The sequence below is a fragment of the Streptomyces sp. CLV115 genome (assembly GCF_038448545.1).
GTDB classification, from domain to species: domain Bacteria; phylum Actinomycetota; class Actinomycetes; order Streptomycetales; family Streptomycetaceae; genus Streptomyces; species Streptomyces sanglieri.
On sequence record NZ_JBCEWQ010000002.1, the window covers coordinates 16,575 to 42,135 of the forward strand.

The 25,561-nt window shown below is 69.6% G+C and carries 26 protein-coding genes and 1 riboswitch; of the genes, 12 read left to right on the plus strand and 14 right to left on the minus strand.

Going from position 1 to position 25,561, the window contains the following annotated elements; all coding sequences use genetic code 11:
* The first annotated feature begins 62 nt into the window (after positions 1-62).
* Positions 63-1,964: an ATP-binding cassette domain-containing protein gene (locus AADR41_RS00750; RefSeq protein WP_342279389.1), complete on the plus strand. Its 1,902-nt coding sequence runs from the start codon at positions 63-65 to the stop codon at positions 1,962-1,964.
* 27 nt (positions 1,965-1,991) lie between these two features.
* Here the strand turns inward: AADR41_RS00750 and AADR41_RS00755 are convergent, their stop codons facing one another.
* The 6 genes from AADR41_RS00755 to AADR41_RS00780 form a co-directional block, all read right to left on the minus strand.
* Complete coding sequence (locus tag AADR41_RS00755) at positions 1,992-3,155, minus strand: DUF4419 domain-containing protein (protein WP_342279390.1); 1,164 nt, start codon at positions 3,153-3,155, stop codon at positions 1,992-1,994.
* Positions 3,156-3,253: 98 nt separating this feature from the next.
* Complete coding sequence (locus tag AADR41_RS00760; protein WP_342279391.1) at positions 3,254-4,051, minus strand: SDR family NAD(P)-dependent oxidoreductase; 798 nt, start codon at positions 4,049-4,051, stop codon at positions 3,254-3,256.
* Between the two features lie 108 nt (positions 4,052-4,159).
* A complete protein-coding gene (locus tag AADR41_RS00765; protein WP_342279392.1) occupies positions 4,160-5,617 on the minus strand; it encodes an MFS transporter in 1,458 nt (485 codons plus the stop codon).
* Between the two features lie 59 nt (positions 5,618-5,676).
* Positions 5,677-6,939, minus strand: coding sequence for an NAD(P)/FAD-dependent oxidoreductase (locus AADR41_RS00770; RefSeq protein WP_342279393.1), 1,263 nt, complete (start codon positions 6,937-6,939; stop codon positions 5,677-5,679).
* Complete coding sequence (locus AADR41_RS00775; RefSeq protein WP_342279394.1) at positions 6,936-7,133, minus strand: ferredoxin; 198 nt, start codon at positions 7,131-7,133, stop codon at positions 6,936-6,938. Before AADR41_RS00775 ends, AADR41_RS00770 begins: the two co-directional genes overlap by 4 nt.
* A gap of 13 nt (positions 7,134-7,146) precedes the next feature.
* Positions 7,147-8,376 carry a cytochrome P450 gene (locus tag AADR41_RS00780; RefSeq protein ID WP_342279395.1) on the minus strand — a complete coding sequence of 410 codons (1,230 nt, stop codon included), beginning with the start codon at positions 8,374-8,376 and terminating at the stop codon, positions 7,147-7,149.
* 194 nt (positions 8,377-8,570) lie between these two features.
* On the opposite strand from AADR41_RS00780, the gene AADR41_RS00785 reads away from it, so the two are divergent.
* A complete protein-coding gene (locus AADR41_RS00785; RefSeq protein ID WP_342279396.1) occupies positions 8,571-9,068 on the plus strand; it encodes a MarR family winged helix-turn-helix transcriptional regulator in 498 nt (165 codons plus the stop codon).
* A 154-nt stretch (positions 9,069-9,222) separates the two neighbouring features.
* Here AADR41_RS00785 and AADR41_RS00790 read toward each other — a convergent pair whose 3' ends face one another.
* The 3 genes from AADR41_RS00790 to AADR41_RS00800 form a co-directional block, all read right to left on the minus strand.
* Positions 9,223-9,615, minus strand: a complete 393-nt coding sequence (locus AADR41_RS00790) for a hypothetical protein (RefSeq protein ID WP_342279397.1) — start codon at positions 9,613-9,615, stop codon at positions 9,223-9,225.
* A 96-nt stretch (positions 9,616-9,711) separates the two neighbouring features.
* Entirely contained in the window at positions 9,712-10,242 is a 531-nt protein-coding gene (locus tag AADR41_RS00795) for a GNAT family N-acetyltransferase (RefSeq protein ID WP_342279398.1), read from the minus strand.
* 120 nt (positions 10,243-10,362) lie between these two features.
* The gene (locus AADR41_RS00800) at positions 10,363-10,737 is read right to left on the minus strand and encodes a hypothetical protein (RefSeq protein ID WP_342279399.1); all 375 of its coding nucleotides are present in this window, start codon (positions 10,735-10,737) and stop codon (positions 10,363-10,365) included.
* A 362-nt stretch (positions 10,738-11,099) separates the two neighbouring features.
* Between AADR41_RS00800 and AADR41_RS00805 the strand changes: the two genes are divergently transcribed.
* Positions 11,100-12,020 carry a hypothetical protein gene (locus AADR41_RS00805; protein WP_342279400.1) on the plus strand — a complete coding sequence of 307 codons (921 nt, stop codon included), beginning with the start codon at positions 11,100-11,102 and terminating at the stop codon, positions 12,018-12,020.
* Positions 12,021-12,223: 203 nt separating this feature from the next.
* Here AADR41_RS00805 and AADR41_RS00810 read toward each other — a convergent pair whose 3' ends face one another.
* Complete coding sequence (locus AADR41_RS00810; protein WP_342279401.1) at positions 12,224-12,826, minus strand: dihydrofolate reductase family protein; 603 nt, start codon at positions 12,824-12,826, stop codon at positions 12,224-12,226.
* Positions 12,827-12,993: 167 nt separating this feature from the next.
* On the opposite strand from AADR41_RS00810, the gene AADR41_RS00815 reads away from it, so the two are divergent.
* On the plus strand, positions 12,994-13,269 hold the full coding sequence (locus tag AADR41_RS00815; protein ID WP_342279402.1) for a hypothetical protein: 276 nt from the start codon (positions 12,994-12,996) through the stop codon (positions 13,267-13,269).
* A 32-nt stretch (positions 13,270-13,301) separates the two neighbouring features.
* Here AADR41_RS00815 and AADR41_RS00820 read toward each other — a convergent pair whose 3' ends face one another.
* Entirely contained in the window at positions 13,302-13,805 is a 504-nt protein-coding gene (locus AADR41_RS00820) for a DUF6624 domain-containing protein (RefSeq protein WP_342279403.1), read from the minus strand.
* Positions 13,806-14,003: 198 nt separating this feature from the next.
* On the opposite strand from AADR41_RS00820, the gene AADR41_RS00825 reads away from it, so the two are divergent.
* The 6 genes from AADR41_RS00825 to AADR41_RS00850 all read left to right on the plus strand — a co-directional run bounded on the left by AADR41_RS00825 (position 14,004) and on the right by AADR41_RS00850 (position 19,223).
* Positions 14,004-14,498, plus strand: coding sequence for a GNAT family N-acetyltransferase (locus AADR41_RS00825; RefSeq protein WP_342279404.1), 495 nt, complete (start codon positions 14,004-14,006; stop codon positions 14,496-14,498).
* A gap of 112 nt (positions 14,499-14,610) precedes the next feature.
* Positions 14,611-15,120, plus strand: a complete 510-nt coding sequence (locus AADR41_RS00830; protein WP_342279405.1) for a GNAT family N-acetyltransferase — start codon at positions 14,611-14,613, stop codon at positions 15,118-15,120.
* A 118-nt stretch (positions 15,121-15,238) separates the two neighbouring features.
* Positions 15,239-16,519: a lipase family protein gene (locus AADR41_RS00835; RefSeq protein WP_342279406.1), complete on the plus strand. Its 1,281-nt coding sequence runs from the start codon at positions 15,239-15,241 to the stop codon at positions 16,517-16,519.
* A gap of 51 nt (positions 16,520-16,570) precedes the next feature.
* Positions 16,571-17,242 (plus strand): S1 RNA-binding domain-containing protein, encoded by a 672-nt coding sequence (locus AADR41_RS00840; RefSeq protein ID WP_342279407.1) that lies wholly within the window; start codon positions 16,571-16,573, stop codon positions 17,240-17,242.
* A gap of 92 nt (positions 17,243-17,334) precedes the next feature.
* Complete coding sequence (locus AADR41_RS00845; RefSeq protein WP_342279408.1) at positions 17,335-17,970, plus strand: ArsR/SmtB family transcription factor; 636 nt, start codon at positions 17,335-17,337, stop codon at positions 17,968-17,970.
* Positions 17,967-19,223, plus strand: coding sequence for an MFS transporter (locus AADR41_RS00850; RefSeq protein WP_342279409.1), 1,257 nt, complete (start codon positions 17,967-17,969; stop codon positions 19,221-19,223). Before AADR41_RS00845 ends, AADR41_RS00850 begins: the two co-directional genes overlap by 4 nt.
* A gap of 112 nt (positions 19,224-19,335) precedes the next feature.
* Here the strand turns inward: AADR41_RS00850 and AADR41_RS00855 are convergent, their stop codons facing one another.
* A complete protein-coding gene (locus tag AADR41_RS00855) occupies positions 19,336-20,328 on the minus strand; it encodes a phosphotransferase family protein (RefSeq protein WP_342279410.1) in 993 nt (330 codons plus the stop codon).
* Positions 20,329-20,425: 97 nt separating this feature from the next.
* Positions 20,426-20,511: riboswitch (ZMP/ZTP riboswitch) on the plus strand.
* 21 nt (positions 20,512-20,532) lie between these two features.
* Between AADR41_RS00855 and AADR41_RS00860 the strand changes: the two genes are divergently transcribed.
* On the plus strand, positions 20,533-21,399 hold the full coding sequence (locus AADR41_RS00860; protein WP_342279411.1) for a bifunctional 5,10-methylenetetrahydrofolate dehydrogenase/5,10-methenyltetrahydrofolate cyclohydrolase: 867 nt from the start codon (positions 20,533-20,535) through the stop codon (positions 21,397-21,399).
* 138 nt (positions 21,400-21,537) lie between these two features.
* Here the strand turns inward: AADR41_RS00860 and AADR41_RS00865 are convergent, their stop codons facing one another.
* The gene (locus AADR41_RS00865) at positions 21,538-22,692 is read right to left on the minus strand and encodes a protein kinase family protein (protein WP_342279531.1); all 1,155 of its coding nucleotides are present in this window, start codon (positions 22,690-22,692) and stop codon (positions 21,538-21,540) included.
* Between the two features lie 379 nt (positions 22,693-23,071).
* Between AADR41_RS00865 and AADR41_RS00870 the strand changes: the two genes are divergently transcribed.
* The gene (locus AADR41_RS00870) at positions 23,072-23,776 is read left to right on the plus strand and encodes an alpha/beta hydrolase (protein ID WP_342279412.1); all 705 of its coding nucleotides are present in this window, start codon (positions 23,072-23,074) and stop codon (positions 23,774-23,776) included.
* A gap of 468 nt (positions 23,777-24,244) precedes the next feature.
* Here AADR41_RS00870 and AADR41_RS00875 read toward each other — a convergent pair whose 3' ends face one another.
* On the minus strand, positions 24,245-25,486 hold the full coding sequence (locus AADR41_RS00875) for a DUF4303 domain-containing protein (protein ID WP_342279413.1): 1,242 nt from the start codon (positions 25,484-25,486) through the stop codon (positions 24,245-24,247).
* Between the last annotated feature and the right edge of the window lie 75 nt (positions 25,487-25,561).

Below are 25,561 nucleotides of genomic sequence, written 5' to 3' on the forward strand. Positions count from 1 at the left end.
CGAAAAATCTGCCCTGTCGTTGAGCTTCATGACATGCCCAAGCGACCTTTCAGGAGGCTCACTTGACCTCGATCGGCACAGAGGAACAGCAGCTCACGGCGTCACCCCCACTCCCACCCCCACCGCTTCCGGCGGAGATCGACTACAGCGGGCAGTACGCGGTCAATCCGCTCGCCGAGGTCTCCTTCCGGAAGATGTGCGGGCAGATTCCACGGGTCCTGCGCCGGATCGCCCGACTGTCATGGCAGACCGACCGCCGGGCGGTGCAGCTGCTGCTCGGGTGCCAGTTGGCGACGGGACTGGCCGCGGCCGCCCTCCTGACGGCGACAGCGCGGGCGATGAAGCCCGTGCTCGGCACCGGAGCCGTGGCCGACCGGCTGCACGACGCCCTGCCCGCGCTCCTCCTGGTGGCCGTCGCCGCCGCCCTCGCACGGGCAGCGGGGGCGCTGGGGGCGTACGCCGAGCGGCGCATCACCCCGATGCTGACCACCGAGACGGACACCGCCCTGGTCGAGGCGGTCTGCCGGGTGGAAGCCGCGGCGTACTCGGAACACGGGTTCGCGGACCGTCAGGAGGCCGCCGAGATGGGCGTGCTGCGCACCCATGTGATGGTCGCCGACGCCCAGAGGTTCATGTCCGCGCTGATCCGGATGATCACGGCCGGCGGCGTCCTGTCCGCACTGAACCCGGCGATGCTGCCGCTGTTGCTCCTCGCTGTGCTGCCCGCCGGGATCGGAGCCGTCCTGACCGCCCGCGTGGACTACGAGATCCACTACGCCAACGTGGCCGACCGCAACGTGCGCGGGATGATGCGCTGGTGGTCCACCACACCCAAGTACGGTGACGAACTCCGCGCCAACGGAATGACCGACTACCTGCTGTTCTGGTTCCGGTCGCTGTCCGCACGGTGCGACCGGCGGACCCTGGCCGCCGCCCCGCGCACCCTTCGTATCGCGCTGCTCTCCTCCCTGGCCGGCGGTGCCTTCCTGGTCCTGACCTGGGCCGCACTCGCCTGGCTCGCCGTGACCGGCCGGATCGGGCTGGCGATCGCCGCGACCGCCGTACTCGCGGTACAGACCACCCTGGCGTCCCTCTCGCAGGTCGTCATCAACGGAGCCGCGGTCTTCCACACCAGCCTCTACCTCGGCGACATGCAGGCCTTTCTCGACGCCGCTGCCGACCGGGCCCCCAAGCGGGGGAAGACCGCCGTCACCGGTCCGGTCGACGAGATCCGGCTCGACGAAGTCGTCTATCAGTACCCGGGGAAGGAGAAACCGGCTGTCGCGGGTGTCTCGCTGACGCTGCGGCGCGGTCAGATTCTCGCGATCGTCGGGACGAACGGCTCCGGCAAGTCGACCCTGACCAGGCTGCTCACCGGCATCAACCTGCCCGACAAGGGCAATGTGACCTGGAACGGAGCCGATCTCGCCGAGGTCGACCCCGCCACCGTCTGGAGCCGTACGGGGCTGGTCCCGCAGATCTTCGCCCAGTGGCCGCTACGGGTGCGGGAGAACGTCAACCTGGGGCAGCCCCGCACCATCGACGACGGACCCGTGTGGGAGGCGGTCGACGCGGTCGGGATGCGCGAGGCGGTCGAGGAACTGCCGCACCGTCTGGACACCCTCCTTGCCCGCGAGGTCTTCGGCGGTGCGGAGCTGTCCGGCGGACAGTGGCAGCGGCTGGCGTGTTCGCGCGCCCTGTACCGCCGGCCGTCACTCCTGATTCTGGACGAGCCCACCTCGCAGATGGACCCGCGAGGCGAGCACCGCATCTTCGAACGGATCAAGGCAATCGCCGGCGACCGCATCACGGTCGTCGTCACCCATCGGCTGGAGAACACCAGGATCGCCGATCACATCGTCGTGATGGAGCACGGCCGGATCACCGAACAGGGCCGGTACGAGGACCTGGTCCACGCCGACGGCACCTTCGCCGAACTCCTGGCACTCTCGCAGGAACGCTGACCGACACCAGGACTGCCGACCGGTCCGTCAGTCCGCGGTGACGGGCAGGTGCGGGCAATCGTCATCCGCGCAATCGTCATCCGCGCGCTCCGCCTCCGACCGCTCACTGTCCGGGCAGTCGGCCGGCAGCAGTTCCACCACGGCATGACCGAGCCGGGGGCGGATCCACTCACCGTCACGGGTGATACCGAGCACGCCCCCGAGAAAGGCCATCCGGTGATCCCCGGACGGCGTCTGCCAGCGGAACGGGACCTGCGAGAGGTGCGAGGGAAACTCCTCCTCCACGGAAGTCCCCGGACCGAACGACTCCTTCGGAACGGGGCCGTCGTCGGTGTACCGGTGGGCGAAGAAGGCGGTGATCCACCCCGTGACCCGGTCCCCGCCGGACGCCGACTCCCACTTGTACAGCGAACGCCAGAAGTCCTTGTCCGCTCCCCACCCCGAAGCCGTCGCACTGATCGCGTCCAACACGGGGTGCAGGGCCTTGAACCACGGCCGCAGGCCGTCGAACCACTCCTCCAGTTCACGTACGCGGCCGGCCAGCAGGCGCCAGTCCCGGCCGGAGCCCTCCAGCCTGATCCGGGGGATGCCGCAGAGCGAGATCCACCGGAAGCGGTAGTAGGGGCTGACCGCGTCCATCAGCGCCACCAGCGCGGCAGTGGCGTCGTCCGGGGTGGTGGTGGAGAACGCGGGCTGGAACAGATCGGCCACGTCGTCGCCGATCCGGGTACGCAACGGCCGCTGGACCAGGTTGATCGAGCGCCCCCAGTCCGACGCCGCCAGATCGTCACGGACTGCGATCTCCTGCTGCTCGCCTGGTGTGCTGGTGAACAGCCCCTCATACGTATGGGAGTTCAGCCGGATGTGGACGGCCGTCTCGTGCACGATCGCGTACCAGAGCAGGTCCGGCGACAGGCTCAGGGGCAGGTGGGCGGTGAAGCACAGATGGATCGCGCGCAGCAGGAGGCTGGAGGTGGGTTCGCCGGCCTCCGGATCGTGACCGGGGCGGCCGATGAGCCGGTCGGTGCTGCGGTGGTGGAAGCGTGCCGGACCGGGCAGTGTTGCCCGCAGAAAATGTTCGTTGCCGATCTCGGTGAGCGTGGAAGCGAGCCGGAAAGCATCGGCATCGGCCCTGGCCCGGCCCTCGGGGGCGGTGTCCTCGCCGAGCGGCAGGTCGATCTCGACCGCCATGCCACCCCCCAGGAACAACCCTCACCAGCAACGACCGGACCCGATTCTACCGAGCCGGTGTGCCCGGGGGCGGTCGCCACCGCCCCCGGGGCCGGATCCTAACCGGGGAGCATGGCCCGCCGCCCGGGGGCGGCGGAGGACTGCATGGTCATCCCGCCGTCGACGACGAGGAGTTGGCCGGTGAGGTAGCGCGACTCGTCGGAGGCGAGGAACACCATGGTGTGGCCGATGTCCTCGGGAGAGCCCAGGTACGGCAGGGCATTGCCCCTGCGCAGCGCCTCGACGACGTCCTCGGGGAGGTTGTTCTCCAGCGCGGGGGTCATGACCGCGCCGGGAGCGATGGCGTTGCAGCGCACGTTCTGCGGCCCGTACTGGACGGCGATCGACTTGGTGATGCTGACCACCGCGGCCTTGACGGCACCGTAGGAGGTCTGCAGGACGTCGCCGACGAGCGCTGCCACGGAGGCGGTGTTGATGATGGATCCGCCACCGGCGCTGATCATGTGGGGCACCGCGTGCCGGGAACCCAGCAGGGTGCTGCGCACATTGAGGGCGACGGCCCGGTCGAACTCGTCCATGTCCATGCGGAGCAGGTCCAGGTCCCTGCGCGGGTTCGTTCCGCCGACGTGGTTGCACAGGACGTGCAGGCCGTCGAACTCCCTGATGGTCGCGGCGACCATGTCGGCGACCGAGCCCTCGTTGGTGACGTCCACGGTGACCGGCAGCGCCTGTCCGCCCGCGGCCTCGATGATCGCGGCGGTCTCCTCGGCGGCCTGGGCGTTGTGGTCGGCGACCACGACGCGGGCGCCCTGCCGGCTCATCAGTTCTGCGGCGGACCTTCCGATCCCGCTGCCCGCGCCGGTGATGACCGCGACCTTGTCCTTGAGGCGTTCCATGGCCATGTCCTTTCGTCGTACCTGTTGGTGCTGTGGTGCTGTGTGCTTGTTGGTTCAGCAGGCCTGGCCGGTTCCGCAGGCCTGGCCGATTCAGCAGGCCTGGCCGATTCAGTGCTTTCCGGTGGTGGCCCGGGGCTGTACGGCCTCCATCCCGGCGACCTGCTCCGCGGAAGAGCGCCGGACGCGCGGGATGGCGAGGGTGAGGAGGAGCCCGACGACCGTGGCGACCATCGCGACGACATAGGTCATGCGGAACCCGTGCTCGGCAGGAACCGAGGCCGGGCCGAGCCGCATGGTCATGTTCGCCAGGATCGCGGCCATCACCGCGCTGGACGTGGAGGTACCGATCGACCGCATGAGCGCGTTGACCCCGTTGGCGGATGCCGTCTCGGTCAGCGGCACGGCGTCCATGATCAGGGCGGGCATCGCGGCATAGGCGATGCCGACACCGGCGCTGACGATCATCGAGGTGATGACGATCTGCCACACCTCGGACATCAGCAGCAGGCCCACGCCGTAGCCGATCCCGATGACGCCCACGCCGAGCAGCAGCGCGGAGCGGGCACCGTGCCGGGCGGTGATCCGGGCCGAGACGGGTGACAGGGCCATCATGACCAGGCCGCCCGGTGCCAGGGCGAGACCCGCCGCGAGCGTGGACTGGCCGAGGCCGTAGCCGGTGGCCTCGGGCGACTGGAGCAGCTGCGGCAGGGTCAGGGACATCGCGTACATGGCGAAGCCGACGAGTACGGAGGCCAGATTGGTGAACAGCACGGGCCGGCGCACGGTGACACGCAGGTCCACCAGCGGCTGGGGGACGCGCATCTCGTAGACCGCCCAGAGAACCAGGACCACGATGCCGCCCGCGAACAGCCCGAGCGTGGCGCCGCTCGTCCAGCCCCAGTCGCCGCCCTTGGTGACCGGCAGCAGCAAGCACACCAGGCCGACGGCCAGCCCGATCGCACCGGGGGTGTCGAACCGCCCGGGCGCCTTGTTCGGGGACTCGGGTACGAGGAAGGCCACCAGGGCGAGGCAGGCCAGTCCCAGCCCGGCGGAGAGCCAGAACAGGACGTGCCAGTGGGCGTACTGGACGATGGCGGCGGAGACGGGAAGCCCGATCGCACCACCGACCCCGAGGCTCGCGCTGACCAGGGACACGGCACCGCCGACGCGCTCGGCGGGCAGTTCGTCGCGCAGGATGCTGATGCCGACGGGGATGACGCCGGTGGCCAGGCCCTGCAGCACCCGGCCGGTGATCGCCGGGACGAGGCTGTCGGACAGGGCGCACACCACGGAGCCGACGACGAGCGCGACGAGGCTGGCGATGAGGATCCGGCGTTTGCCGAACATGTCACCGAGGCGCCCGGATATGGGTGTCACCACGGCGGCCGCGAGGAGCGTGGCGGTGATCACCCAGGACGCGTCCGACGGCTCGGCGTGCAGCAACTGCGGGAGCTGCGGAATGATCGGGACGACGAGCGTCTGCATGAGCGACACCACGACGCCGCTCAGCGCGATCACGGCGGTGACCGCACCCGGTCCCACCGCGCGGGTGGTTCTGGCTGACAACTGGGGCTCCTTGAACGGATCGGCACCCGACGGGCGCCGATGGACATGAACGGGCGGTTCTACTGCGGTGCGGGCATCCCGGCCGCAGGCACCGCGGGTGGCGGGGGACCGGCGGACCGGGGATCGGTGAGCAGTTCCCGGCGCAGGCGCAGTGCCTCCCTCGGTGAGTTCCAGGCGAGTACGGCGACGGGTCGGCCGTCCAGCCGGTAGACACCGGTGAAGCGGTCACGGTCCGGATCGGCCTCAAGGGGCATGAACTCCGCGCCGGGCGTGAGCAGGCCGTGCACGACGATCTTGTGCGGTCCCTGATCCGTCCAGAAGAAGGGGACGGAGTCCAGTACCTCCGTGCCGCCCAGCAGATTGGCGGCCACGACCCGCGCCTGCTCGCCGGCGTGCATCCGGTGTTCCAGACGCAGGTGCCCACCGTGGCGGGGGTGGTACCAGGACGCCACGTCACCGCACGCGTACACGCCGGGTGCGGCCCGGCCGCCCGCGTCGCAGCGCACCCCGTCGGACAGGTCGAGTCCGGTCGGATCGAGCCAGTCCGTCGCAGGCTCCGAGCCGATCGCGCCGAGTACGACATCGGCGGGCAGCCGGGTGCCGTCGCTCAGCAGGACGGTCGGGCGCCCGGCTTCGGGAAGCCCGTCCCGCTGGTGCACTGCTCGGACCGTGCGCCCGTTCAGCAGGGTGGCGCCGGCCGCACACAGCCTCTCACCGGCCAGGGAGCCGACGTGACTGCCGAGGACCGCCAGTGGATTCGCGGCGCGGTTGACGAGTGTGACCTCGCACCCCAGCGCAAGGGCTGTCCACGCGGTTTCCGTACCGAGGAAGCCGCCACCCGCGATGACCACCCGTCGACCGGGCCGTAGCTGCTCGGCCAGCGCCCGTGCGTCGTCCAGGGTCTTGAGCGTCCCGGCACGGCCGGGGCGCCCGATGTCGCCCGGCTGTCCGTCACCGTCCGGCGGCCCGGTGCCGGTGAGCCCGCGGGGAGCGACGCCGGTGGCGACGACCAGGTCGGTGTACGTGAGCAGGGTCCCGTCGTCCAGGGTGACGGTGCGCGAGTCGAGGTCGGCGGCGACCGCCCGGCGGCCGCGGTACATGGAGAGCGCGAGCCGGTCCAGGGCTTCGGGCCCAGCCAACCGGAGCTGCTCTGCGCTCAGTTCACCGGCGAGGAAACGCTTGGACAGCGGAGGACGGTCGTAGGGTGGATGGTTCTCCGCGCCGACGAGCGAGAGGTCACCGTCGTAACCGAGGCGGCGCAGCTGCTCCGTGACGGCCAGTCCCGCTGCCGCGGCGCCGACGACGACGATGTGCCGGTTCACCGGCCGTCCACCCGGATGGCCGCGGCGGGGCAGATCCGGGCGGCCTCCTCGACCGCGCCGCGCTCCTGGGCCGGGGGATCCTCGGTCAGCAGGACGGCGACCCCGTCCTCGTCCCGCTGGTCGAAGACCTCGGGAGAGACCAGTACACACTGGCCGGCGCCGACGCACTTGTCCTGATCAATGTCGATCTTCATCGGATTGGCTCTCCTACCAGGCGACTTGGAGCGAGTTGAAACCGTGGACACGGCTCTGGGTGTTGACGTCGAAGCCCTCGGAACCGTCGGAACTGTCGGCCAGTCGCAACGTGGGCACCCGGGCGAACAGGGTGCGGAAGGTCAGCAGCAGCTCCAGCCGGGCGAGCGCCTGGCCGAGGCACTGATGGGTGCCGTGGCTGAAGGCGAGGTGCCCGCGGGCGGTTCGGCCGATGTCGAACGTGTCGGGGGAGTCGAACTCCCGCGGATCCCGATTGGCCGACGGCAGCGAGATCAGTACACCGTCCCCGGGCGAGAGGGGGCATCCGGCGACGGTCACCGCGCTCTGGACCGCCAGCTGGCGCGGGTGCTGGGCCACCGAGAGGTATCGCAGCAGCTCCTCCACGGCGTTGGCCCCGAGGGTCTCGTCCCCGGCCATGAACAGGTCCCGCTGCTCGGGATGGCGGAGGAAGAGCGCGGTGCCCAGCCCGATCATGTTGCCGGTGGTCTCGAAGCCTGCGACGAGCAGCGTCATGGCGACATTGACGAGCTCCGCCCGGTCGACGGTGCCCGGTAGCAGCAGGTCGCGGGCCAGCTGTGACAGGACGTCGTCGCCGGACGTACGCGCCTTCTCCTGGACGAGTACGTCGAGGTAGTCGCCCAGTTCACGCAGGGCGATCCGCACGTCGGCGGGGTCCGCGTCGCCCGCCAGGGCCCGGGCGGCCGCCTGCTGGAAGAAGGCGTGGTCCGCATAGGGCACACCGAGCAGCAGGCAGATGACCCGTGCCGGAACGGGGCGGGCCACCAGCGCTACCAGATCGGCGGGCGATCCCGCGTCCAGCAGGTCGTCGAGCGCGGAGTCGACCACCTGCTGGATCTCGTCGCGCATGGCGTGTACCCGCTTGACCGTGAAATGCCGGGTCAGCCGACGGCGCCGGGTGAGGTGGTCGGGGTCGTCGCTGCGGATGAGGCTCTCGACCCGGTCGTCGCGCTGCTGCACGTCGCCCGGGCTGAAGAGAGGGAAGCCGGGACTGTCCAGCCGCGCCGAGAACGCCGGGCTGGCGAGTACGGCCCTGGCGTCCTCGTACCGGGTGATCAGCCAGGGGCGTGCGTCCTCCAGCGCGCGCGTGCGCGGGAGCCCGGGGAGGGCGCGGAGCCGGGCGAAATCGGTGGGCGGGTCGAAGGGGCAGGTTCGTGCGGTCGGATACGTAACAGCTGTTTCGTCCTCGGGCTGGTCTGCGCTCATGCGGGACTCCGTGCCTCGGGTGTGTCGGACAAGTGGGCTGTGCGGTCAGTGCCGACCGGTGTAGGCGTCATGCACATAATGTTCAAGATACACATGATGTGCATAGTGCACAAGCTTGGTTCGTGGTGTCCGCCGGGACGGGGCGGGGATGCGCGATGATGAGTGGGAACCGACGGTGGAAGAGGACCAAGTACATGAGTGAGCAAGCGCACCGGCTGAGCGATCTGGAACGGGAGCTGACCTTGCTGTCCCGGCATTTCATCGCCGCACGGGGCCCCCGCATCGGCCAGAGCCTGGAACGCTCGGCCTACGTCCTGCTCACCCGACTCGAAGTCGGTGATCCGCTCACCCTCAAGGAACTGGCGCACACCTTCCAGGTCGACGTCTCCACCATCAACCGCCAGGTCAGCGCGATGCTCCGGAACGGTCTGGTGGAGCGCATCCCCGACCCCGAGGGCGGGATGGCGCGCAAATTCCGCCCCACCGCACTCGGCCTGGAACGCCTGGAGGCGGATCGCGCCATCAGCCGGGCGGGTACCACGCGCCTCATCGAGGCGTCGGGGTGGACGGGAGAGCGCACCGAGCAGTTCCTCACCCTGCTGGTGGAGTTCAACCAGAGCATCGAACAGCTCGAAGGCCTCACCTGGTCCCGCGCGGGCCGGCCGGACACCCCCTCGTCCGCGACGGACTGACCGGTACCGCCCCCCAGGGTCGTTCCGGTCGTTCCGGTCGGCCGATTCACCGGTTCGGGTATCCGCCCGCCGGGACTCGCCGTGGTCGGGCAGGGTTGCCGGCGGGTCGGCCGGGCCCGGTGTACTTCGACGCCGGGAGCGGGCCGACGGTGCATCAGAGCACCGACTGGTACGTCTGCGACGGCACGCTCGGCGCTCCGGTCGCCACCGAGATGCGCGGTGCGTGTTCGTGCGGCCGGCGCGGCACGCCCCGCCCGCTCGGCCGGGAGGCCGTCGAACGGCGGAATCCGTACCTGTTCGACACAGCGGCCCGGAAGCTGACCGGGACGCACACATCACCGACGTACAGGCCCGAGCGGTTCCCCTGCCGGTCGACCTCACGGCCCTCCTCGACCAGGTCGAGACACGTCTCACCGCACTGGCCGCCGACGACCCACTGGCCGCGACCCGGGCCGCCGCCACCCTGGAACGCGACCCGGCGCGCGGCCGCGGATGCCGCGTACAGCCTCGACGCCGTGGACGGGCCGGACCGGGACGGTGCCGCCATGGCGCTCGGGGTCAGCCGGCGGACCGCCCGCTCCCGCCTGACCCACTGCGCACTCCGCCGCTGACGAGTCGGTGCGCCCCCTGTGGCCGTGGCGGCTCAGCCCTCGTGGCCGAGCTGCACGGCCTTCTCAAGGAGTGTGAACGACTTGGGTGTGCCGCCCGGTTGTAGCTTGCCTGCCTTGTGTCCGACGACCCGGTAGCCGTCGTTCACGTAGTAGGCGCTCAGGGCGGCATTGCCGGCCAGGCAGTCCAGACGGACGAACGCCCGCCCCGCCGCGGCCACCCGCTGCTCCGCGGCCCGCAGCAGCCGCAGCCCCGTACCCGGCCGGGCGCCGGCGCGGTCCACCATCAGCCGGTGCACATAGCCGGCCACCGGCGGTTGCGGCCCCCAGGCGTCCTCGTCCGCCCACCACAACTCCCAGGCCCCCGCCGGGCGGCCGTCGGCCTCGGCGATCCAGACCTCACCACGCGCCATGATCCGGCGGAAGTGGTCCTCGTCCAGTTCGCCGGGCTGCCACTGCCCGGTGATGCCCCGGGCGAGCATCCAGCGGGCGGCGTCGTCGCGCAGCCGGACGAGAGTGGGGAGGTCGGTGTCGTCGGCGAGGCGGAAGCGGAGATCGTCCTTCATGTCGCGATCCTCGCACCATGCGGTGCCGGGCCGCGCAGGGCCGGCACCGCATGGTGCGCTCCCGAGTGCGTGCGTGGAACGACGCTTCCACTGCAAGCCCCGGAGGCGTTCCGGGAACGACTACCCGGCGACCGGGGGTCTCTCGCGGAATTCGTGGACGAGTTGGATCTCGCCGACGATATGGGCGTTGAACTCGTCGAGCTCCTCGGCCGGCACCCACAGCTCAAGAATCGTCCGCCCGCCGGCCTGCTGGACGGGATAGCGGCACAGGAACTCCGAATCGACCTCGAAACGAGTGACGAACCCGGCACCGTCGTGCTTCACGTTCCAGTCCCTGGCGATCCGGATCGCGTAGTCCTCGTTGAGAACCGGGTAGAAGATGGGCTGCTCGGGAAGACGGGGCGGCCATGCGCGCCAGTTCAGTTCCCGGACCAGATCCAGCTCCTTGGGGCCGGTCGGGCGCCAAAGGGTCGTCGTTGCCTGCCGGGTGCTCATCGGAATCGCTCTCTGGGGAGGGGGCGGAGGCCGCCGGAGCGGCTGATCCGGGGGACCGGACGATACCCGCACGACAAGGCGGTCGGCCACGACGTTTCCGTACCCCGGCCGGCACCTCCCGCAGCCGGGCCCGTTCCGCCCGGCTGGTGGCACGGGCGACGGTGAGCATGGCTCGGCGGTGCGGCTCGGACGGGCGCATGGCGCGCGGTGCGTGATGCGCGCCTGCCCAGTTCGACTTCGCGCTCCGGCAGATGGCGTAACCGCCGCTGGGACGCGCTCGTGATGATCAATAACGTGACGCCCGGCGCGTGACCTCGTGCCTGTCGGACAGAGAAGGCGAGCGACTCCCAGTGGAACTCCCGATGTTGCAGCGCATGGCCTCGATCACCGCAGCGGCCGCGCTGCTGACGATCCTCGGCAGTGCCCCGGCCGGAGCGGACGCCGGCAATTGGCAGAAGGTCGGCGGTGACGCCCGTAGCGGAGTCAGCGGTCTCGCCTACGAAGGCCGCACCGCGGACGGAGAAGGGGTGTACGCGCTGGCTGTGCACGACAACAAGCGGTCCGGGCAGCAGCGCCTTTCCCGGATCACCCACCGCAACGGCTCCGACGTTGTCTCCCCGATCACCTGGGACGGACCGGAACCCGTCGACCTGGAGGCCATCGAGGCCGTGCCCCAAATGCCCGGGGAGTATCTGGCGCTCGCCAGTCGCGGCATCGTCTACCGTCTCAAGGTCTCCGGCTCCACGGCGGAAGTCGTCGACTACACGCCGCTGCCCGGAATCACCGAGGGCGACGACTTCGAGAGCTTCGCGCTCGTCGCCCGGGACGGGAAGGTCGCCGCGCTGTGGGCCGATCGGGGAGCCGGTGCGGACCGTCCCGCCACACTGAACGCGTCGGCTCTGTCGTTCGCACCGTGGGGGCAGCCGCAGTTCGGTGCCGTGACACGGCGGTCCTACGTCGCGTCGTACCCGACCGGCGAGGGCACCCGGCACATCTCCGACATCTCGGTGACCGGCTCCGGCCGGATCGTTGTGAGCTCGGCGTCGGACGCCGGTGACGACGGCCCGTTCGACTCCGCGGTGAGCGACGCGGGCCGGGTGACCGTGTCGGCCGCCGGCCGGGTACGGGTCGCGCTCGCGGCGTCCCCGACGGTGCTCGGGACATTCCCGCAGTACAAGATCGAGGCGGTGGAATGCCTGCCCGGCTCCTCCGACGCCCTCCTGGGTACCGATGACGAGAACCTCGGCGGCTACGTGAGGACCGTCCCGCTCTGCGGAGCCTGATCCTGACCCCGACTCGCGCTGCGGCCCCGGCACCGTGTGGTGTGACGTCGGCCCTCAGGATCCGTACGTACGGATCCTGAGGGCCGACGTTGTCGTACGGGAAGGCCGCAGCCCGGCGGGTGCCGAGTGGGCATCGCTCGGCCCGCGATTCCCGAATCCCGACGGTTCTCCGAGCTGCCGGGACCTCCGCTCGTCGCGGGTGGCTACTCGGCGGGGGCCCTGCGCGCGTAGGTGAGGAAGACAGCTCCGGACTTCAGTACGGTGTGGTCGGTCAGATCCCAATTGCACGGATCGAACACTGCCTTGTGGGAGAAGAGCGGAATTCCGGAGCCGATTGTCATCGGACTCAACTTGATGATCAGCCCGTCTATCTCGGAATAGAGCGCACCGGCCAGCTCGGCGCCGCCGACCAGCCAGATGTCCTTGCCGTCCTGCTGCTTCAACTGGCGCACCGTCGCTGCCGGATCGTCGGCGATCAGTTCCACGTCGGGGTCCGGGCTCTCGCTCAGCGTCCGGGAGAACACCAGATGCCGCAGGTGCGGGTAGGCGTTCGTCAGACCGGCCTTGAGCCCGATCTCGTAGGAACGCCGTCCTTCGACGACGGTGTCGAAGTGCTTGCCGCCGTCCGTGATGGAAAATGCGGCACGGGCCGGTCCGGGGAGGGTTTCCGGGTACTCGGTGACGAGGTGCTGAATGTAGTCCTCGGGGATCGGCCAGAAGCCGTCCGCACTCGAAGGGTCGGAACCGTCCGGTCCCGCGATGAATCCGTCGAGAGAGGACGCGATGTAGTACACGAGTCTGCGCACGGACAACCTTCCGTTGATCAATTTGGCAGTGGCGATCGGATTGCGGGGCGAGGTGACGCAAGCCGTGGGCCCAAGTGCCAGAGTCTCCATGATCACTACGTGCTTGTCACGAGCACGAGCACGAGCATGCGGCTGCGCGTCCAGGAGCCTCGGCTAGGGTCGGCCGCATGACCTGGAGTGAGACGGAGTACGTCGAGTGTCTTCGGGCCGAGCGGCGTCATTACGCGTGGCTGATGCAGCGGCACGGCGAGCTGGCACCGGAGGAAGCCCGGGCGGCGGCCTTGGAGCGCTACCCGTACGAGCCGAGTGACGCGCCGTTCCGCGGACTCGTCTTCCACGACGAGGCGTGGCACTGGGCGATGCTCGCGATCCACGGAGACCGGTACACCGTGGCGCACCCCGAACTGGCCCAGCCGTCGGCCGAGTACAGGGCCCTTGAATGAACGGCAAAGGGACCGGAACGGGGTGCGGGGTGTCAGGGCGCGAACTTGGCGACGTATTCGTCGAAGGGCTCGATGCCGACCTGCTCACGTCGGTCGTCCATGCGCTCGGGCTCCTCGCAGGGCCACGGAACCGGCGCCCCGTCCTTCACACCGGCGATCTGAGTGCCGTAGACCTGTTTGCGCCCCTCATTGACCAGTGTGCGGTCGCGCAGAAAAGCCAGTTCACGCCGGCCGGCCGCGCCTGCCGACACCGCCTGTTGCATCAGATGGAGGGCACGGCGCTGGACGTCGAGCTGCCGGTCGGCGTGCTGAGCGATCAACCACGCCGCGCGTGCGGCCTCCTCACCGACCAGAGCGGTCGTCGGCCAGCCGTACTCGTCCATGATCTCGCGGAGCCGGTCACCGTGCCGTGCGGTCAGGCGGCGCCATGCCAGCTGCTCGGCCGGATCGTCACTGTTCGCACCGAGCGAGGAACGGTGATCGGCCGCAGCCATGTCCGTGAGCTCCACCGCCAGCGCGGCAACGTCGTGCGTCACTTTCAACTCCCTGGATGGATAGGTGTGTTGTGTTCTCCGACCGTAACCCTAAAGGTGCATCTCGGGCGTAAAGATCATTCTGGAGAACGGTGACAGGTGCCTTCTCGCGGGGGGACAATGGATCTACGGCCGGGGCGGTGGCGGCTGCGCCGGAGGGGTGCGGGGCGGACTTCCGACGTGAGCTGGCAGCATGACCGCATGGATACAGTGGACATGGGCGATTTCTTCGTGCGCCGCGCGAGTGAGTCGGACGCGGACGCGCTGGCTGGGATCGACGCGATCGCGGTCGAAGGTGACGACGGGCGACGGGCGAGCATCCGAAGGTGGTGCCGACGGGGCCTGGCGGTCGTGGCGGAGGACGCGTCCGGCCCGCTCGGCTACTGCGTGGTTGAGTACACGTTCTTCGAGCAGGGGTTCGTCACGATGCTGATGGTGGCGCCCGCCGCCCGTGGCAGAGGCGTTGGCCGCCGGCTGCTGGACGCCGTGGCGGCCTCGTGCACGACCCCGAAGCTGTTCACCTCGACCAACGTCTCCAACCAGCCGATGCAGCGACTGCTCCAACGAGCCGGGTGGAGCCCTGTCGGCCTTCTCCACGGCCTCGATGAGGGCGACCCCGAGCTGTTCTACCTCTGCCGGTCGCAGGCCGAGGCGACGGCCCCCGACGGTCGACCACTGGCGCCCGGCTTCGACTGACCGGCTGCCACCCGCGCCAGGGACGCACTGCTCCGTAATTACTTGCTTGCAGGTCGGGAGCCAGGGGGCCGAGGGTGGCTGTATGCATGATGTGAACCTTTCAGATGGGGTCGTGGTTCTGTCTCCTCCGCGTCTGGACGATGTCGACGCACATCTGGCCGGCGACGACGAGCTCCTGGTCCGGTGGCTCAGTGGGGAACCGGCAACCCGGGCCGGCACCGAGGCGTACTTCCGCCACTGCATCGAGCAATGGGCCACGTGCGGACCGCTGCGTGCGTTCGGGATCCGTACGGCCGCCCGGCGAACCCTGGTGGGCTACATCGACCTGCGATTCGATGTGGTGGGCTTGGAGCCCGGGCAGGGCAACATCTCCTATGCGCTCTACCCGGACTGGCGGGGGCAGGGACTGGTGACCCGTGCCGTCCGCCTGATCTGCCGGTACGCCGCAGCCGAAGGGGTGACTCAGGCGGTGATCCGGGTGGACCCGGAGAACCGCGCGTCGGCAGCAGTCGCGCGACGGTCGGGCTTCATCCATGACAAACAGCTCCTGGAAGACGACGGCAACCGAACCGACTGGTACCTCCTCGGCCTGCCCGACGAGGGCGTTCTGCCGAGCGCATGAATGCCCCTGGCTGCGTGGAGCGCGCGAACCCCTAGGGAAACCCGGTGGTGTCTGCCCTACGCGGAGCGGGTGGCAGGCGTCATGTCCTTGTGGAGACGCCAACAGGCAGGATCCACACATGACTTCACAGCACAAGCGCACCCCGGCCCGCCTGCTGATCGCCATGGCGGTCCTCGGCGCCGGTGTGGCCCTGGCCGTGCCGGCATCGGCGGCGAACTCGTCCGTGTACGCCGAGGGCCGGCCGGCTCCGGCCCAGCAGGCCTCGATCGGCGACACCCCAATGCGACCGGCGCGGGCCGGCTCCATCGTCTCCTCCCGGCAGGTGGCCGATCTGACGGCTCAACAGGTAGCCGCGGAGCTGCAGGGAAAGGTCGACTCCTCCCAGGTACGCCACGGTGTGACGGCATACCAGGTCGTCTACCGCACCACGAACAGCGCGGGCGAGCCCACCACGGCGAGCCAGCTCCTCGTGCTGCCCAGGACCTTCGGGCGTCATCTGCCTACCGCCGCCTGGCTGCACGGCACCATCGCCTACCGCAAGGACACCGCGTCACAGAACCCTGCCTCCAGCGACCGGCTCGCCGCGTTCCTGCTCGCCTCGACCGGCCGCGCGGTGTCGGCGCCCGACTACGTGGGCCTCGGTGTGGGCGAGGGCTTCCACCCGTACGGCGATCCACGGGCCACTGTTGCCGCCACCGTCGACGGGTTGCGGGCGGCGCGGGCCTTCGCTCATCGAAGCGGCCGGGAGCTCGACCGCAGGGTCCAGGTCAGTGGGTTCTCGCAAGGCGGGCCCGCGACCATGCTGGTCGGCCGGGCCCTCCAGGAGGAGGGTGCCGACCAGTACTTCCGGCTCGGAGCGCTCGCCCCGGTCGCCGGGCCGTTCCACCTGTCCGTCTTCGAGGCGGCCGCGGCGGACGACAAGATCGACAAGTCCGGCCTCTACCTCGCCTACTTCGCGACGGCCTGGAACAAGACCTACGGACTCTACAGCTCGCCGAGCGAAGCCTTCCGTGCACCGTACGACCAGATTGTGGAGGAGCTCTTCGACGGCGATCACACGACCGAGCAGATCGCCGGTGCGTTGCCGCCCGCATCCAAGGATCTGTTCACCGAGGATTTCCTGGACAGGATCCGTACCCCCGGTGGTGTCCTCAAGCAGCGACTCCACGCGCTGGACACCACGTGTGACTGGAAGCCGAACGTGCCCGTGAGCATCTTCCACGGCCGTGGCGACAAGGACGTCGATGCCTCCCACTCCGCATACTGTGCACGGCAGTTGACGGACAACGGTGCCGACTTCCGGCTCACGGACGTCGGTGACTACGACCACAACAGCTCGGTGAAGCAGGCTCTTCCGCGCATCGTCCGCTTCTTCGACGAGACCGCTGACGCCCACTGAGACGTTCCGGACGGGACTCGGACTCGCCGACGCCCCTGGAAGAAGTCGTCGGTGTACTTCCTGTACTCCTGCGCGGTGTGGTGGATCGCCGTCCTGCCCGTCACCGGTGACGAGCGACACCCGCTCCTCACGGCAGTACTGCCGGACAGCGACGGCGTACTCCGCGCCCGTTGGCGGACCGAGCCGACGCCCAGCGACCGGGACCGGGCCTTCCTGAAGACCCTGCGGCGCGGTCAACTCGTGACAGGCACCGTGAAGTTGATCGCGGACTTCGGTGTCACATTCGTCGACATCGGCGGCTTCACCGCGATGATCAACGTTCCGGAGCTGTCCTGGCGTCCTTTCGACCATCCGACCGACGTCGTCGGTGTCGGCCAGGAGATCACGGCAGAAGTGCTCGACGTCGACATGTCCCGGGAGCGGGTTCCGCTGTCGCTGAAGGCGGTGCAGGAGGACCCGTGGCCGCTGCTCGCGCAGCGGATCGGGCAAGTTGTCACCGGTCCGGTCACAAAGGTCGTGCCGTTCGGGTTCTTCGTGCGCATCGAAGACCGGGAGGACGGCATCGCGGCGCTGGTGCACGTCGAAGGGCCGGCCGGCACAGCTGTCGAGAGATCCGAGGACGCCGTGCGAGTGGGCGACATTCTCACCGTCGAGATCCTCGACGTCGACCTCACGCGCCGCACCGTCCTCGCCCGTACTCAGGTCCGTGCCGCTGACGTGTGAAGGACGAAGGGGATGCGCCGAGGCCCCGGCTTCTTGCGCGACTGTTCACAACATCCCTTTCGAAAGAACTGTTGTAGGTCTATCTTCGGTGCATGGCCGCTTTCTCCGCTGTATCCGCCGAGCCCCCGGAGCGGGACGTCGAGTCCCTGGAGCAGGACGTCGAACTCGACACCGCCGCCCTGCGCGTGCTCGCTCACCCGTTGCGCCTGAACGTGCTCACCCTGCTGCGTGAGCGGGGCCCCTCCACCGCCACTCGCATGGCGGAGGAACTCGGCATCAACCCCGGCGCGGCGAGCTACCACCTGCGTCGTCTCGCATCGGGCGGGCTGATCGTGGAAGAGCCGGGCAGGGGCACCGGGCGGGAGCGATGGTGGAAATCCGTCCACCGCCAGTCCATCCACGACCCCGCGACCGCACCCGCGGAACAGCGCGAGGCCGGGCGCGCATACACTCAGGCGGTCGCCGTGGCCGCCACCGACCGACTGCGCAGGGCCGCGCAGGAGGTGGCCCTGCTTCCTCAGGAGTGGCTTGAAGTCACCTCGTACAGCGATTTCCTCCTGCACCTGACCCCTGTCGATGCGGACCGGATGAAGTCCGAGCTCTTCGAGGTGATCGAACGTTACCGTCGCGGAGCGGGCGAGGCGCCCGAAGGATCCGCCCCCGTGGTGCTGCAAATGCAGGCGTTTCCGGTGCCTGGCACGGCTCTGACACCGGCCGACGACGCGTGAGCACATCCGGCCCGGCCGCCGTCGCGCGGCCTGCACACCGGGATGTCAATGTCCTGCGCTGGCTCTCCGCGTACACGGCTTCGGTCACGGGCGACGTCGTGTACTTCCTCGCCCTGTCCTGGGCCGCCACGCGGTCCGGCGGGCCGTCGCAGGCGGGCATGGTGGTCGCGGCCGGGGCGCTTCCCCGGGCGGTGCTGATGCTCGGTGGTGGCGTGGTGGCCGACCGGTTCGGGCCGCGCCGGGTCGCCGTCGTCGGTGATGCGGTCCGCTGCGCGGTGATCCTCGCCGTGGCCGTGGCCGTCATGTCGACCTCGCCGGGCGTGTGGCTGCTCGTCACGGTCGCGCTGGTCTTCGGCGTGGTCGACGCGGTGTTCATGCCGGCGGTGGGCGCTTTTCCACCACGCATCACATCACCCGGGCAACTCGCCAGGGTCCAGGGGATGCGCGGGCTGTCGATCCGGCTGAGCAACGCCGTCGGCCCGCTCCTGGCGGGATCGGTGCTGGCGATCGGCGGTGCGGCCGGTGCGTTCACGGCCGCGGGGTTCCTCTTCGCCATGTCGCTCGTCGTCCTGCTCACCGTACGGATCACCACACCGGGCGTGATGCCCCGGCAGGCCTCCGCCTGGCGTGAGTTGGGTGACGGATTGCGCTACGTCCGCCGCCACCGGATGCTCGCACCCCTGGTCGCGGTGATCGGTCTGAGCGAGATGTGCTTCAGCGGCCCGGTCGCCACCGGACTGGTGCTCCTGGCGGACGAACGCGGCTGGGGCGCTTCGGGGATGGGCTGGGTCGCGAGCGCGTTCAGCGTCGGAGGAGCGGCCGCGGGGCTGCTGCTCACCGTGTCGCCCCGGATTCCGCGTGCGGGGCTGGTGATGTCCGCGGCGCTGCTCGGGACCGCTGCCGGAGCGGTCGCTCTGGGGCAGTCGCCCTCGTTGCCCGTCGCCGTGATGTTCGGAGCGCTGATCGGACTGGCGAGCGGTTTCACCACGGTGGTGACGGGCGCTCTCCTCCAGACGGAGACCGACCCCCGATACCTTGGCCGGGTCACCTCGGTCACAACCCTGTGCACCTTGGGACTCGCCCCTGCGCTCTTTCCCGTCGCCGGTGTGACGGTGGCCCTGTGGGGTGCCGGTGTCTTCTTCGCCGGATGCGGCGCCGTCTGCCTGCTTGCCGCAGCGCTCGGCCTGGCTGTTCCCGTGCTACGACGCGCCGAACTCCGGACACCCGGGCCCGCCGCGCCGAACGGACGGTAACCGCCCTGCGGAGTCCTGGAGTTCGACCGCTCTTTGCCTCCGGCCCTCCCGCTTGCGCCGGTTGTGCCGAGGGCCGGGCGACGGCTCCGCGTCGCCCGGCCCGGTCACGGGGCTACACCCGCGGCAGAAGTGCCAGCGCCTGCTTCATGTTGTGGTCGGCGACCCCCTGCATGAACGCACGGTCGGGGAAGTCACCGTCGAGCAGGCGCAGAGGACCGGCCACCAGCGAGAGTCGCATCGCGAGCATGTACAGGTCGAGCCGTCGGGGATCGAGACCGGGCCGGTCGAGAGCGGCGTACCGCTCGCCGAAGCGGAGCCGGAGGAAGACATGCTCCCACTCGACGTCGAAGTACATCAGGTCCTCGATGTCGATCAGGACGGGGCGCCCGTCGGCATCGACCAGGACGTGGTCGGGTCCGAGTTCGCCGTGGACCAGCCCGTACTCCGTGCGAGGACTCACCCGTTCGGCCAGCTCCCTCAGGCGGTCGTGCAATGCGGCTTCGGCCGCCGCGATGCTGTCGGCACGCCCCGCCGCCTCCTTGAGATCCTCCAGGGCGCGATCGAGGACCCGACGCTCGCACGAGACTTCGGACACGCCGTCGCCCCGCTCCAGCAAGTACACGCTGCCGTAGTTCCGGGCCGGACTCCGGTGCATCACACCGAGCATCTCGGCAAGATCGCCGAGTGCCCCCGAGGCGCGCTCGGGATCACTCTTGAAGAGGGCTTCGAGCGTGCCGCCGGTCACGTCCTCGATCACGGCGACGTCTGCCGGATACCGGCGTCGGCTGTCGTCCGCCAGCAGCACATGCGGAACCCGAACTCCAATGCCGTGCAAGGTCCGTTGCGCGGCCAGGAAGGGGACCATCCCGGAGGCGGGCACGAAGGGGTCGGCCGGATCACCCGTCGGTGTGCTCGGCCAGAAGTTCTCGTCCTCGGCCCAGCTGTAGACGATCACGCTCCCGGCACGGGGGCCGTCGAGCCGAACCCGGTACACGCCTTTCCTGGTTCCCCCGCGCAACCGGTCCACCGCGACGACGCGGTGTGCTGTCCCCAGCGCATCATGCATAAGTTCCGACAGGTCCTCGATCTCCGCGAAACGACGCATCCGCAGAAGCTACACGGGACGATGCCGCGTGCACCACCGGATACTTGCTCCGGAGAGCCCGTTCACCTGTGTCGGCGCGCAGCGTCTACTACAGTGGTGTCCGGACCGTGACTGGCGCTGGGGTGGAGTACCACCGGGGAGCGGTCTGACGAAGAGTCGATGCCGTGCGCCTGGGCGAGTGGTCAGCAACGCCTGGAGGCGACGATGTCCCGGACTCGGACGGCTCAGCTCATGGACGGCACCAGCCTTGCCGGACGCATGACTGAAGAGACGGCTGCCAACGCGGCGGCCATCACGCGGCGGACAGGGACCAGCCCCTGTCTGGCGACGGTGCTGGTGGGGGAGGACCCCGCTTCGGTCACCTATGTCCGTATGAAGCAGGCGCGGTGCGCGAAGGCGGGGATCAAGTCCCGGTACATCGGCTTGCCTGCCGAGACCACAACGGCAGAACTGATCGACGTCCTCGCCGGTCTGTCCGACGATCCGGAAGTACACGGCATTCTGCTCCAGCACCCTTGCGGCCCGCACATCGACGAGCGAGCGGCGTTCGAGGCCATCGCCCCGGCGAAGGACGTGGACGGGGTCACGATGCAGTCCTTCGCCGCGATGAGCTTCGGCCTGCCCGGCTTCATGTCCTGCACACCGGGCGGGATCATGCGGCTTCTGGACGCGTACGACGTCGAACTCGACGGCAAGCTCGCTGTCGTGGTGGGGCGGAGCGCGATTCTCGGCAAGCCGGTGGGGATGCTCCTGCTCGCCAGGAACGCAACAGTGACGTACTGCCACTCCCGCACGGCGGACCTGTCGTCGCTCGTCCGGGAAGCGGACGTTGTGGTGGCTGCCGTGGGGCGGCCACGGTTGATCAGGGGTGAGGACATCAAACCCGGAGCTGTGGTGATCGACGCCGGCTACAACCCGGGCAACACCGGCGACGTGGATTTCGACACGGCTCGCACCCGCGCCCGTCTGATCACTCCGGTGCCCGGTGGCGTCGGGCCGATGACCATCGCCGTCCTGCTCGCACAGACCGTGGAAGCTGCCGCGAACCAGCTCGGAATCCAGCAGAGCTGACCTGCTGATCGGGGAGCATGCCGATGCCGTGACCCGTGACGATGCCGAGCACGGCACGTCACGGGGGAGCGGTCCGGTCGCGGCCGGCGCGAGGGCGTCGATGACGGCTCGGGTCACCGTCGCTCGCGGCCGGGGCGTTCACCGGTCGATGCCTTCGCCGATCCGACCGGACGGGGACGGGGACGGCGTGGGCCCTGTCGCGTTCCCGCCCCATTGGCCGGTTGAACAGTCGCCCTGCTGCTGCGCCCGCTCGATGTCGGCGACAGGGTACGGGGTCAGTTTGCTCTCGGAGAGCAGCCGACGGTGGAACTCGTCCACAACAGAGGCTGTCCGGGCATGCCGATTGATGACCGTGGCCATGGCGGGTGGGACCTTTGCGGAACTTTCCCCCGCGATCCAGTTGCGCAGGAACGCCCCGTGCTCCGTGCCGCCGCGCAGGTTGTCGGGCAGATGGTGACGGATGAGGTGGTTCGCGACGTAGCAGCCGTCGTACGTGAGGTGGTCGGAGAGGAACTCGGTTTCGGCCTGCGAGAGTTCGAAAGCGGAGCTCAGGGCGAGGCCGAAGTCCGCGAAGTAGATCAACCGGCCGTCGGTCAGGACGTTGTCGAAGTGGGCGTCGAAGTGGACGAGCCCCCGGGAGCTCATGAAGTCGGCTCCACGTGTCAGGGCCTCCTCCGCCCACACGTACCTCGGGGCGTACGGACCGTCCGCTGCGGCCGCTCCGTGGTCGCCGAGCCACGTGCGGAGAGTCTGTGGCACGTGTTCCAGGAAGATCACAAGACTGGACGAGGATCGACCGATGGCCTCCAGCCGGTCACGCACGGCCGACGAGCCCTCCCAGTGGGCCACCGCACCCTCGACGCCGCCGAATTCGTCGGCGAATGCCGGGGGAGGGGAGTCCGGCAGGACCCGCCAGTGGTACGTCAGCGGAAAGCCTTCGTACTCACAGCCGAGAACCCAGCCGGTGGTCATCGTGTGCACGGCCAGCTCACGCCATGCGCCGAACCCGGATGAGCCCACCCCGTACTGGTAGAACGTCGGCAGCCCGAAGACGTTCGCCGTCGACCGTACGTTCTCCGGCCGCAACTCGATGTCCGTCAGAGGGACTCGCTTGACGAAGACTCGGGTTCCGTCGAGATCGAGCTCCGCGGACCTGCCGCCGATGCCGGACCCGAGAGGGGCGGCCGAGGCCACGACCTCGCCGAGTCGACGGTCGCTCAACAGCGACAAGTGGGTGGAGACGGATAGGTATGCGGCCAGGCGTGCCGCGTGCCGTGGGTCCGGATGGTGCATGAACGACTCCTCGATGCCTGAACGCAACATCAGCGAACTCACTGGCGTGATCGATCCTATGCGTGGCAACCGGGTTACGCCCCTGAGCGCCGATGTGCAGGGCCGGACAGGTGATCGCCCTGCCGTTCGTCAGTGCCCGGCTCTCCAGGAGTTGTCCCGTCACGGCAAGCGGCCTGGCGGCACCGGGCGAGGTCACGGTCTTCGAAATGCGCACCAACGCCTTTGTCACTGCCCGGACGCCGGGCCCGATGGGGCCTCCAGCCGTATCGCGCATCAGCGCGCAGTCACACGACATGGTTTCCGGCCCGCTGCGAAGCCGCCGTTCTGCTGTCGGCTGATGCTGTCGCGTTCCCGGTGGACAGGACGGCAGGATCGTCACATGCAGCCGATCTTCGTTCTCGTCCACAGCCCGTCCGTAGGCCCCTCGACCTGGCAGCCCGTGGCCGAACACCTGACGGCCGCGGGATACGCGGTACGGGTGCCGTCCCTGCTGCACATCGGCGCCGGTGCTCCGCCCTTCTGGCCCCGCGTCGCCGATGCCGTCCGCGACGACCTGCGGCAGGTCCCGGTCGGCAACCCGGTGACGCTGGTCGCTCACAGCAACGCCGGCTTGTTCCTCCCGACGATCCGTACCGGCCTGGACCATCCGGTTGCAGGCTCGATCTTCGTCGATGCCGTGCTGCCGGCCCGGACCGGGCCGACACCTGTCGCCTCTCCCGAATTTCAGGAGTTTCTCCGCCCGATGGCGGTGAACGGCCGGCTGCCGCGCTGGACGGACTGGTGGGACGAGACGGACGTCGCACCCATGTTCTCCGATCCGGCGGTGCGGAAGACGGTCGTCGAGGAACAGCCGGCCCTGCCGCTGTCCTACTACGAGCAGCGCATCCCGGTCCCCGACGGCTGGGACGACCACCCCTGCTCCTACTTGCTGTTCGGCCCGCCGTACGAGGACTGCTCCGCCGAGGCGCACGAGCGAGGCTGGCCCGTGGCGCACCTGCCCGGCGCGCACCTCCATCAGATCGTCGATCCTGCCGGCACAGCCCGGCACCTCGTGGAACTCGCCGGTTCGACCGGATCCGCCTGATCTACCTGATCTGCCTGATCCGCACGACCCGCCTTGTCCGACAGGTCCGCTCCCGGTGGCGAGGTCGGCGGCCTCATCGACGACCTGCCGTCCGCGGCTGATCTGGTCGGCTCCCTGGCTGTACAGGCCGAGGCGGCGCTGTCCCGAACAGGAAGACGCCGATCGGGGACCGGTTGCGTGCCCGCCCTGGGGACGGCCGTCGGGGCCGGTCTCCCGGCTCCGACGAGGAGGGGTGTCAACTGCCGGAATGTGTCGCCGAGTTGCCCGACCACCCACACCGTCCCTCCCGTCTGCATTGCGCGAGAGCCGCCCAGAACCACTCCTTGTGAAAGACAGCTGCGCAGCAGGCGCCGGCCGTACCGGACCACATACAACGAGCCGACTCCCGCGCCGCCGAGCAGTGCCCCGAGCAGAGTCCGCCGAACGGAGCCCGTGCCACGCACCGGAACGGGCGAGAGCCCCGTACGTTCACCCTCGAAGCATGGCGGCGGCCTCGCGTACCAGCGGATCCGGGTCTTCCCTGCTCAGCTGCGCCAGCCGCGCGTTGTAGCGGTGGCGCTGCTCCGCGCTGAGCGGTGCGTCGGACAGCACGAGGAGTGCGTGGCGCCGGACGACAGGCAGCGCCGAGGACAGTGCCGCGAGCGCTGTCCCGGCCTCGTCCGGGCCGATCGAGCAGAGCCCCCTTCCCGGGGCGAGCTGCTCGGACACGGCGGGACGATGGTCCGGGCACTCTGCCAGTGCGCTCTCCAGCGGCGCGTAGTCGAGGGGGCCGTGGGCACCGTGGTCGCGAAACGATGTATATGGTGCGGCGAAGCCCTGAGCCGCCACCCCCGGCGGAATACTGTCGAGCCGCTTCACCACCAGATCCATCCGGCCCAGACGCGAGAGCGCGGCCGCGGCCCAGGACCGGTCCGGCTCGTCGAGGTGCTGGTTCGTCATGGTTCGTTCCAGCGCGTCGGACACCCCGGCCGACGCGATGTTGATCTCGGCCAGGAGCTTCGCCCAGAGCCACTTGTCGGGCGAATCGTCCAGACGCGCCAGCGCGGCGGGGACGGTGAGCTCACCGAGCGTCCGAAGCCACTGCACGGCCTGTTCGGAGGGCAGCGGCGACGAGTGCGACCCGACGATCGCGACGAGCTCGGCCACCTGCTGCTCCGGGGGCAGCGCGGCCAGTCGGTCCGTCTCGCGCTGCTCGGCGTCCAGCTCGGGAAAGTGCTTGCGTACCTGTGCCCGGGTCAGACTCAACGGAATGAGCTCCCACGCCTCGTCCGTCGCGACGACGACGAAGTCCCTGCCGACGATCCCGTCGGCCACCAGCTGCTTCCTCGCTGCTGTGCAGGCCTTGGCAGCGGTACGGAGATAGCGCCGGTGGACCGTGTCCCAGTGCCGGCCGTCCCCTGCCGTCGCCGCTGCCTCCAGCCGGGAGGCCCACTCCTTCTCGGCCGCCCCCGGGGCGAGTTGCCATGGCCAGTCCGCCGGGCTCCACCGCAGAGCCCGGGCATCGAGTGCGTCCGGCGCGGCGGCCGCGAGTCCCTCCTCGCTCGCCACGCCGACGAGCGTCCAGGCGATGGTGCCGCCGTGCTCGGCGTAGAACTCGTGGACGGCCGCACCGTAGATGTGCTCGTCGGGATGCTCGGCGCACATGCGCCGGACGAAGCCGACGACCTGGTCCCGTATCGCCGCTTGAAGACCGGCCCAGTCGAAACGCATCCGTGGACCCTACCAAGGGCGTAGAGGCCGGCAACCATGCACCTGGAGGGCCTGCGGGCCACCGGGCGCGGTGCC

Bases quoted from the DNA above. Each gene is read 5' to 3' on its own strand.
- AADR41_RS00755 (WP_342279390.1), bottom strand. From the start codon at position 3,155: ATGGCGGTCGAGATCGACCTGCCGCTCGGCGAGGACACCGCCCCCGAG.
- AADR41_RS00760 (WP_342279391.1), bottom strand. From the start codon at position 4,051: ATGGAACGCCTCAAGGACAAGGTCGCGGTCATCACCGGCGCGGGCAGC.
- AADR41_RS00775 (WP_342279394.1), bottom strand. From the start codon at position 7,133: ATGAAGATCGACATTGATCAGGACAAGTGCGTCGGCGCCGGCCAGTGT.
- AADR41_RS00780 (WP_342279395.1), bottom strand. From the start codon at position 8,376: ATGAGCGCAGACCAGCCCGAGGACGAAACAGCTGTTACGTATCCGACC.
- AADR41_RS00785 (WP_342279396.1), top strand. From the start codon at position 8,571: ATGAGTGAGCAAGCGCACCGGCTGAGCGATCTGGAACGGGAGCTGACC.
- AADR41_RS00790 (WP_342279397.1), bottom strand. From the start codon at position 9,615: ATGGCGGCACCGTCCCGGTCCGGCCCGTCCACGGCGTCGAGGCTGTAC.
- AADR41_RS00795 (WP_342279398.1), bottom strand. From the start codon at position 10,242: ATGAAGGACGATCTCCGCTTCCGCCTCGCCGACGACACCGACCTCCCC.
- AADR41_RS00800 (WP_342279399.1), bottom strand. From the start codon at position 10,737: ATGAGCACCCGGCAGGCAACGACGACCCTTTGGCGCCCGACCGGCCCC.
- AADR41_RS00805 (WP_342279400.1), top strand. From the start codon at position 11,100: ATGTTGCAGCGCATGGCCTCGATCACCGCAGCGGCCGCGCTGCTGACG.
- AADR41_RS00815 (WP_342279402.1), top strand. From the start codon at position 12,994: ATGACCTGGAGTGAGACGGAGTACGTCGAGTGTCTTCGGGCCGAGCGG.
- AADR41_RS00825 (WP_342279404.1), top strand. From the start codon at position 14,004: ATGGATACAGTGGACATGGGCGATTTCTTCGTGCGCCGCGCGAGTGAG.
- AADR41_RS00835 (WP_342279406.1), top strand. From the start codon at position 15,239: ATGACTTCACAGCACAAGCGCACCCCGGCCCGCCTGCTGATCGCCATG.
- AADR41_RS00845 (WP_342279408.1), top strand. From the start codon at position 17,335: ATGGCCGCTTTCTCCGCTGTATCCGCCGAGCCCCCGGAGCGGGACGTC.
- AADR41_RS00855 (WP_342279410.1), bottom strand. From the start codon at position 20,328: ATGCGTCGTTTCGCGGAGATCGAGGACCTGTCGGAACTTATGCATGAT.
- AADR41_RS00860 (WP_342279411.1), top strand. From the start codon at position 20,533: ATGTCCCGGACTCGGACGGCTCAGCTCATGGACGGCACCAGCCTTGCC.
- AADR41_RS00865 (WP_342279531.1), bottom strand. From the start codon at position 22,692: ATGCACCATCCGGACCCACGGCACGCGGCACGCCTGGCCGCATACCTA.
- AADR41_RS00870 (WP_342279412.1), top strand. From the start codon at position 23,072: ATGCAGCCGATCTTCGTTCTCGTCCACAGCCCGTCCGTAGGCCCCTCG.
- AADR41_RS00875 (WP_342279413.1), bottom strand. From the start codon at position 25,486: ATGCGTTTCGACTGGGCCGGTCTTCAAGCGGCGATACGGGACCAGGTC.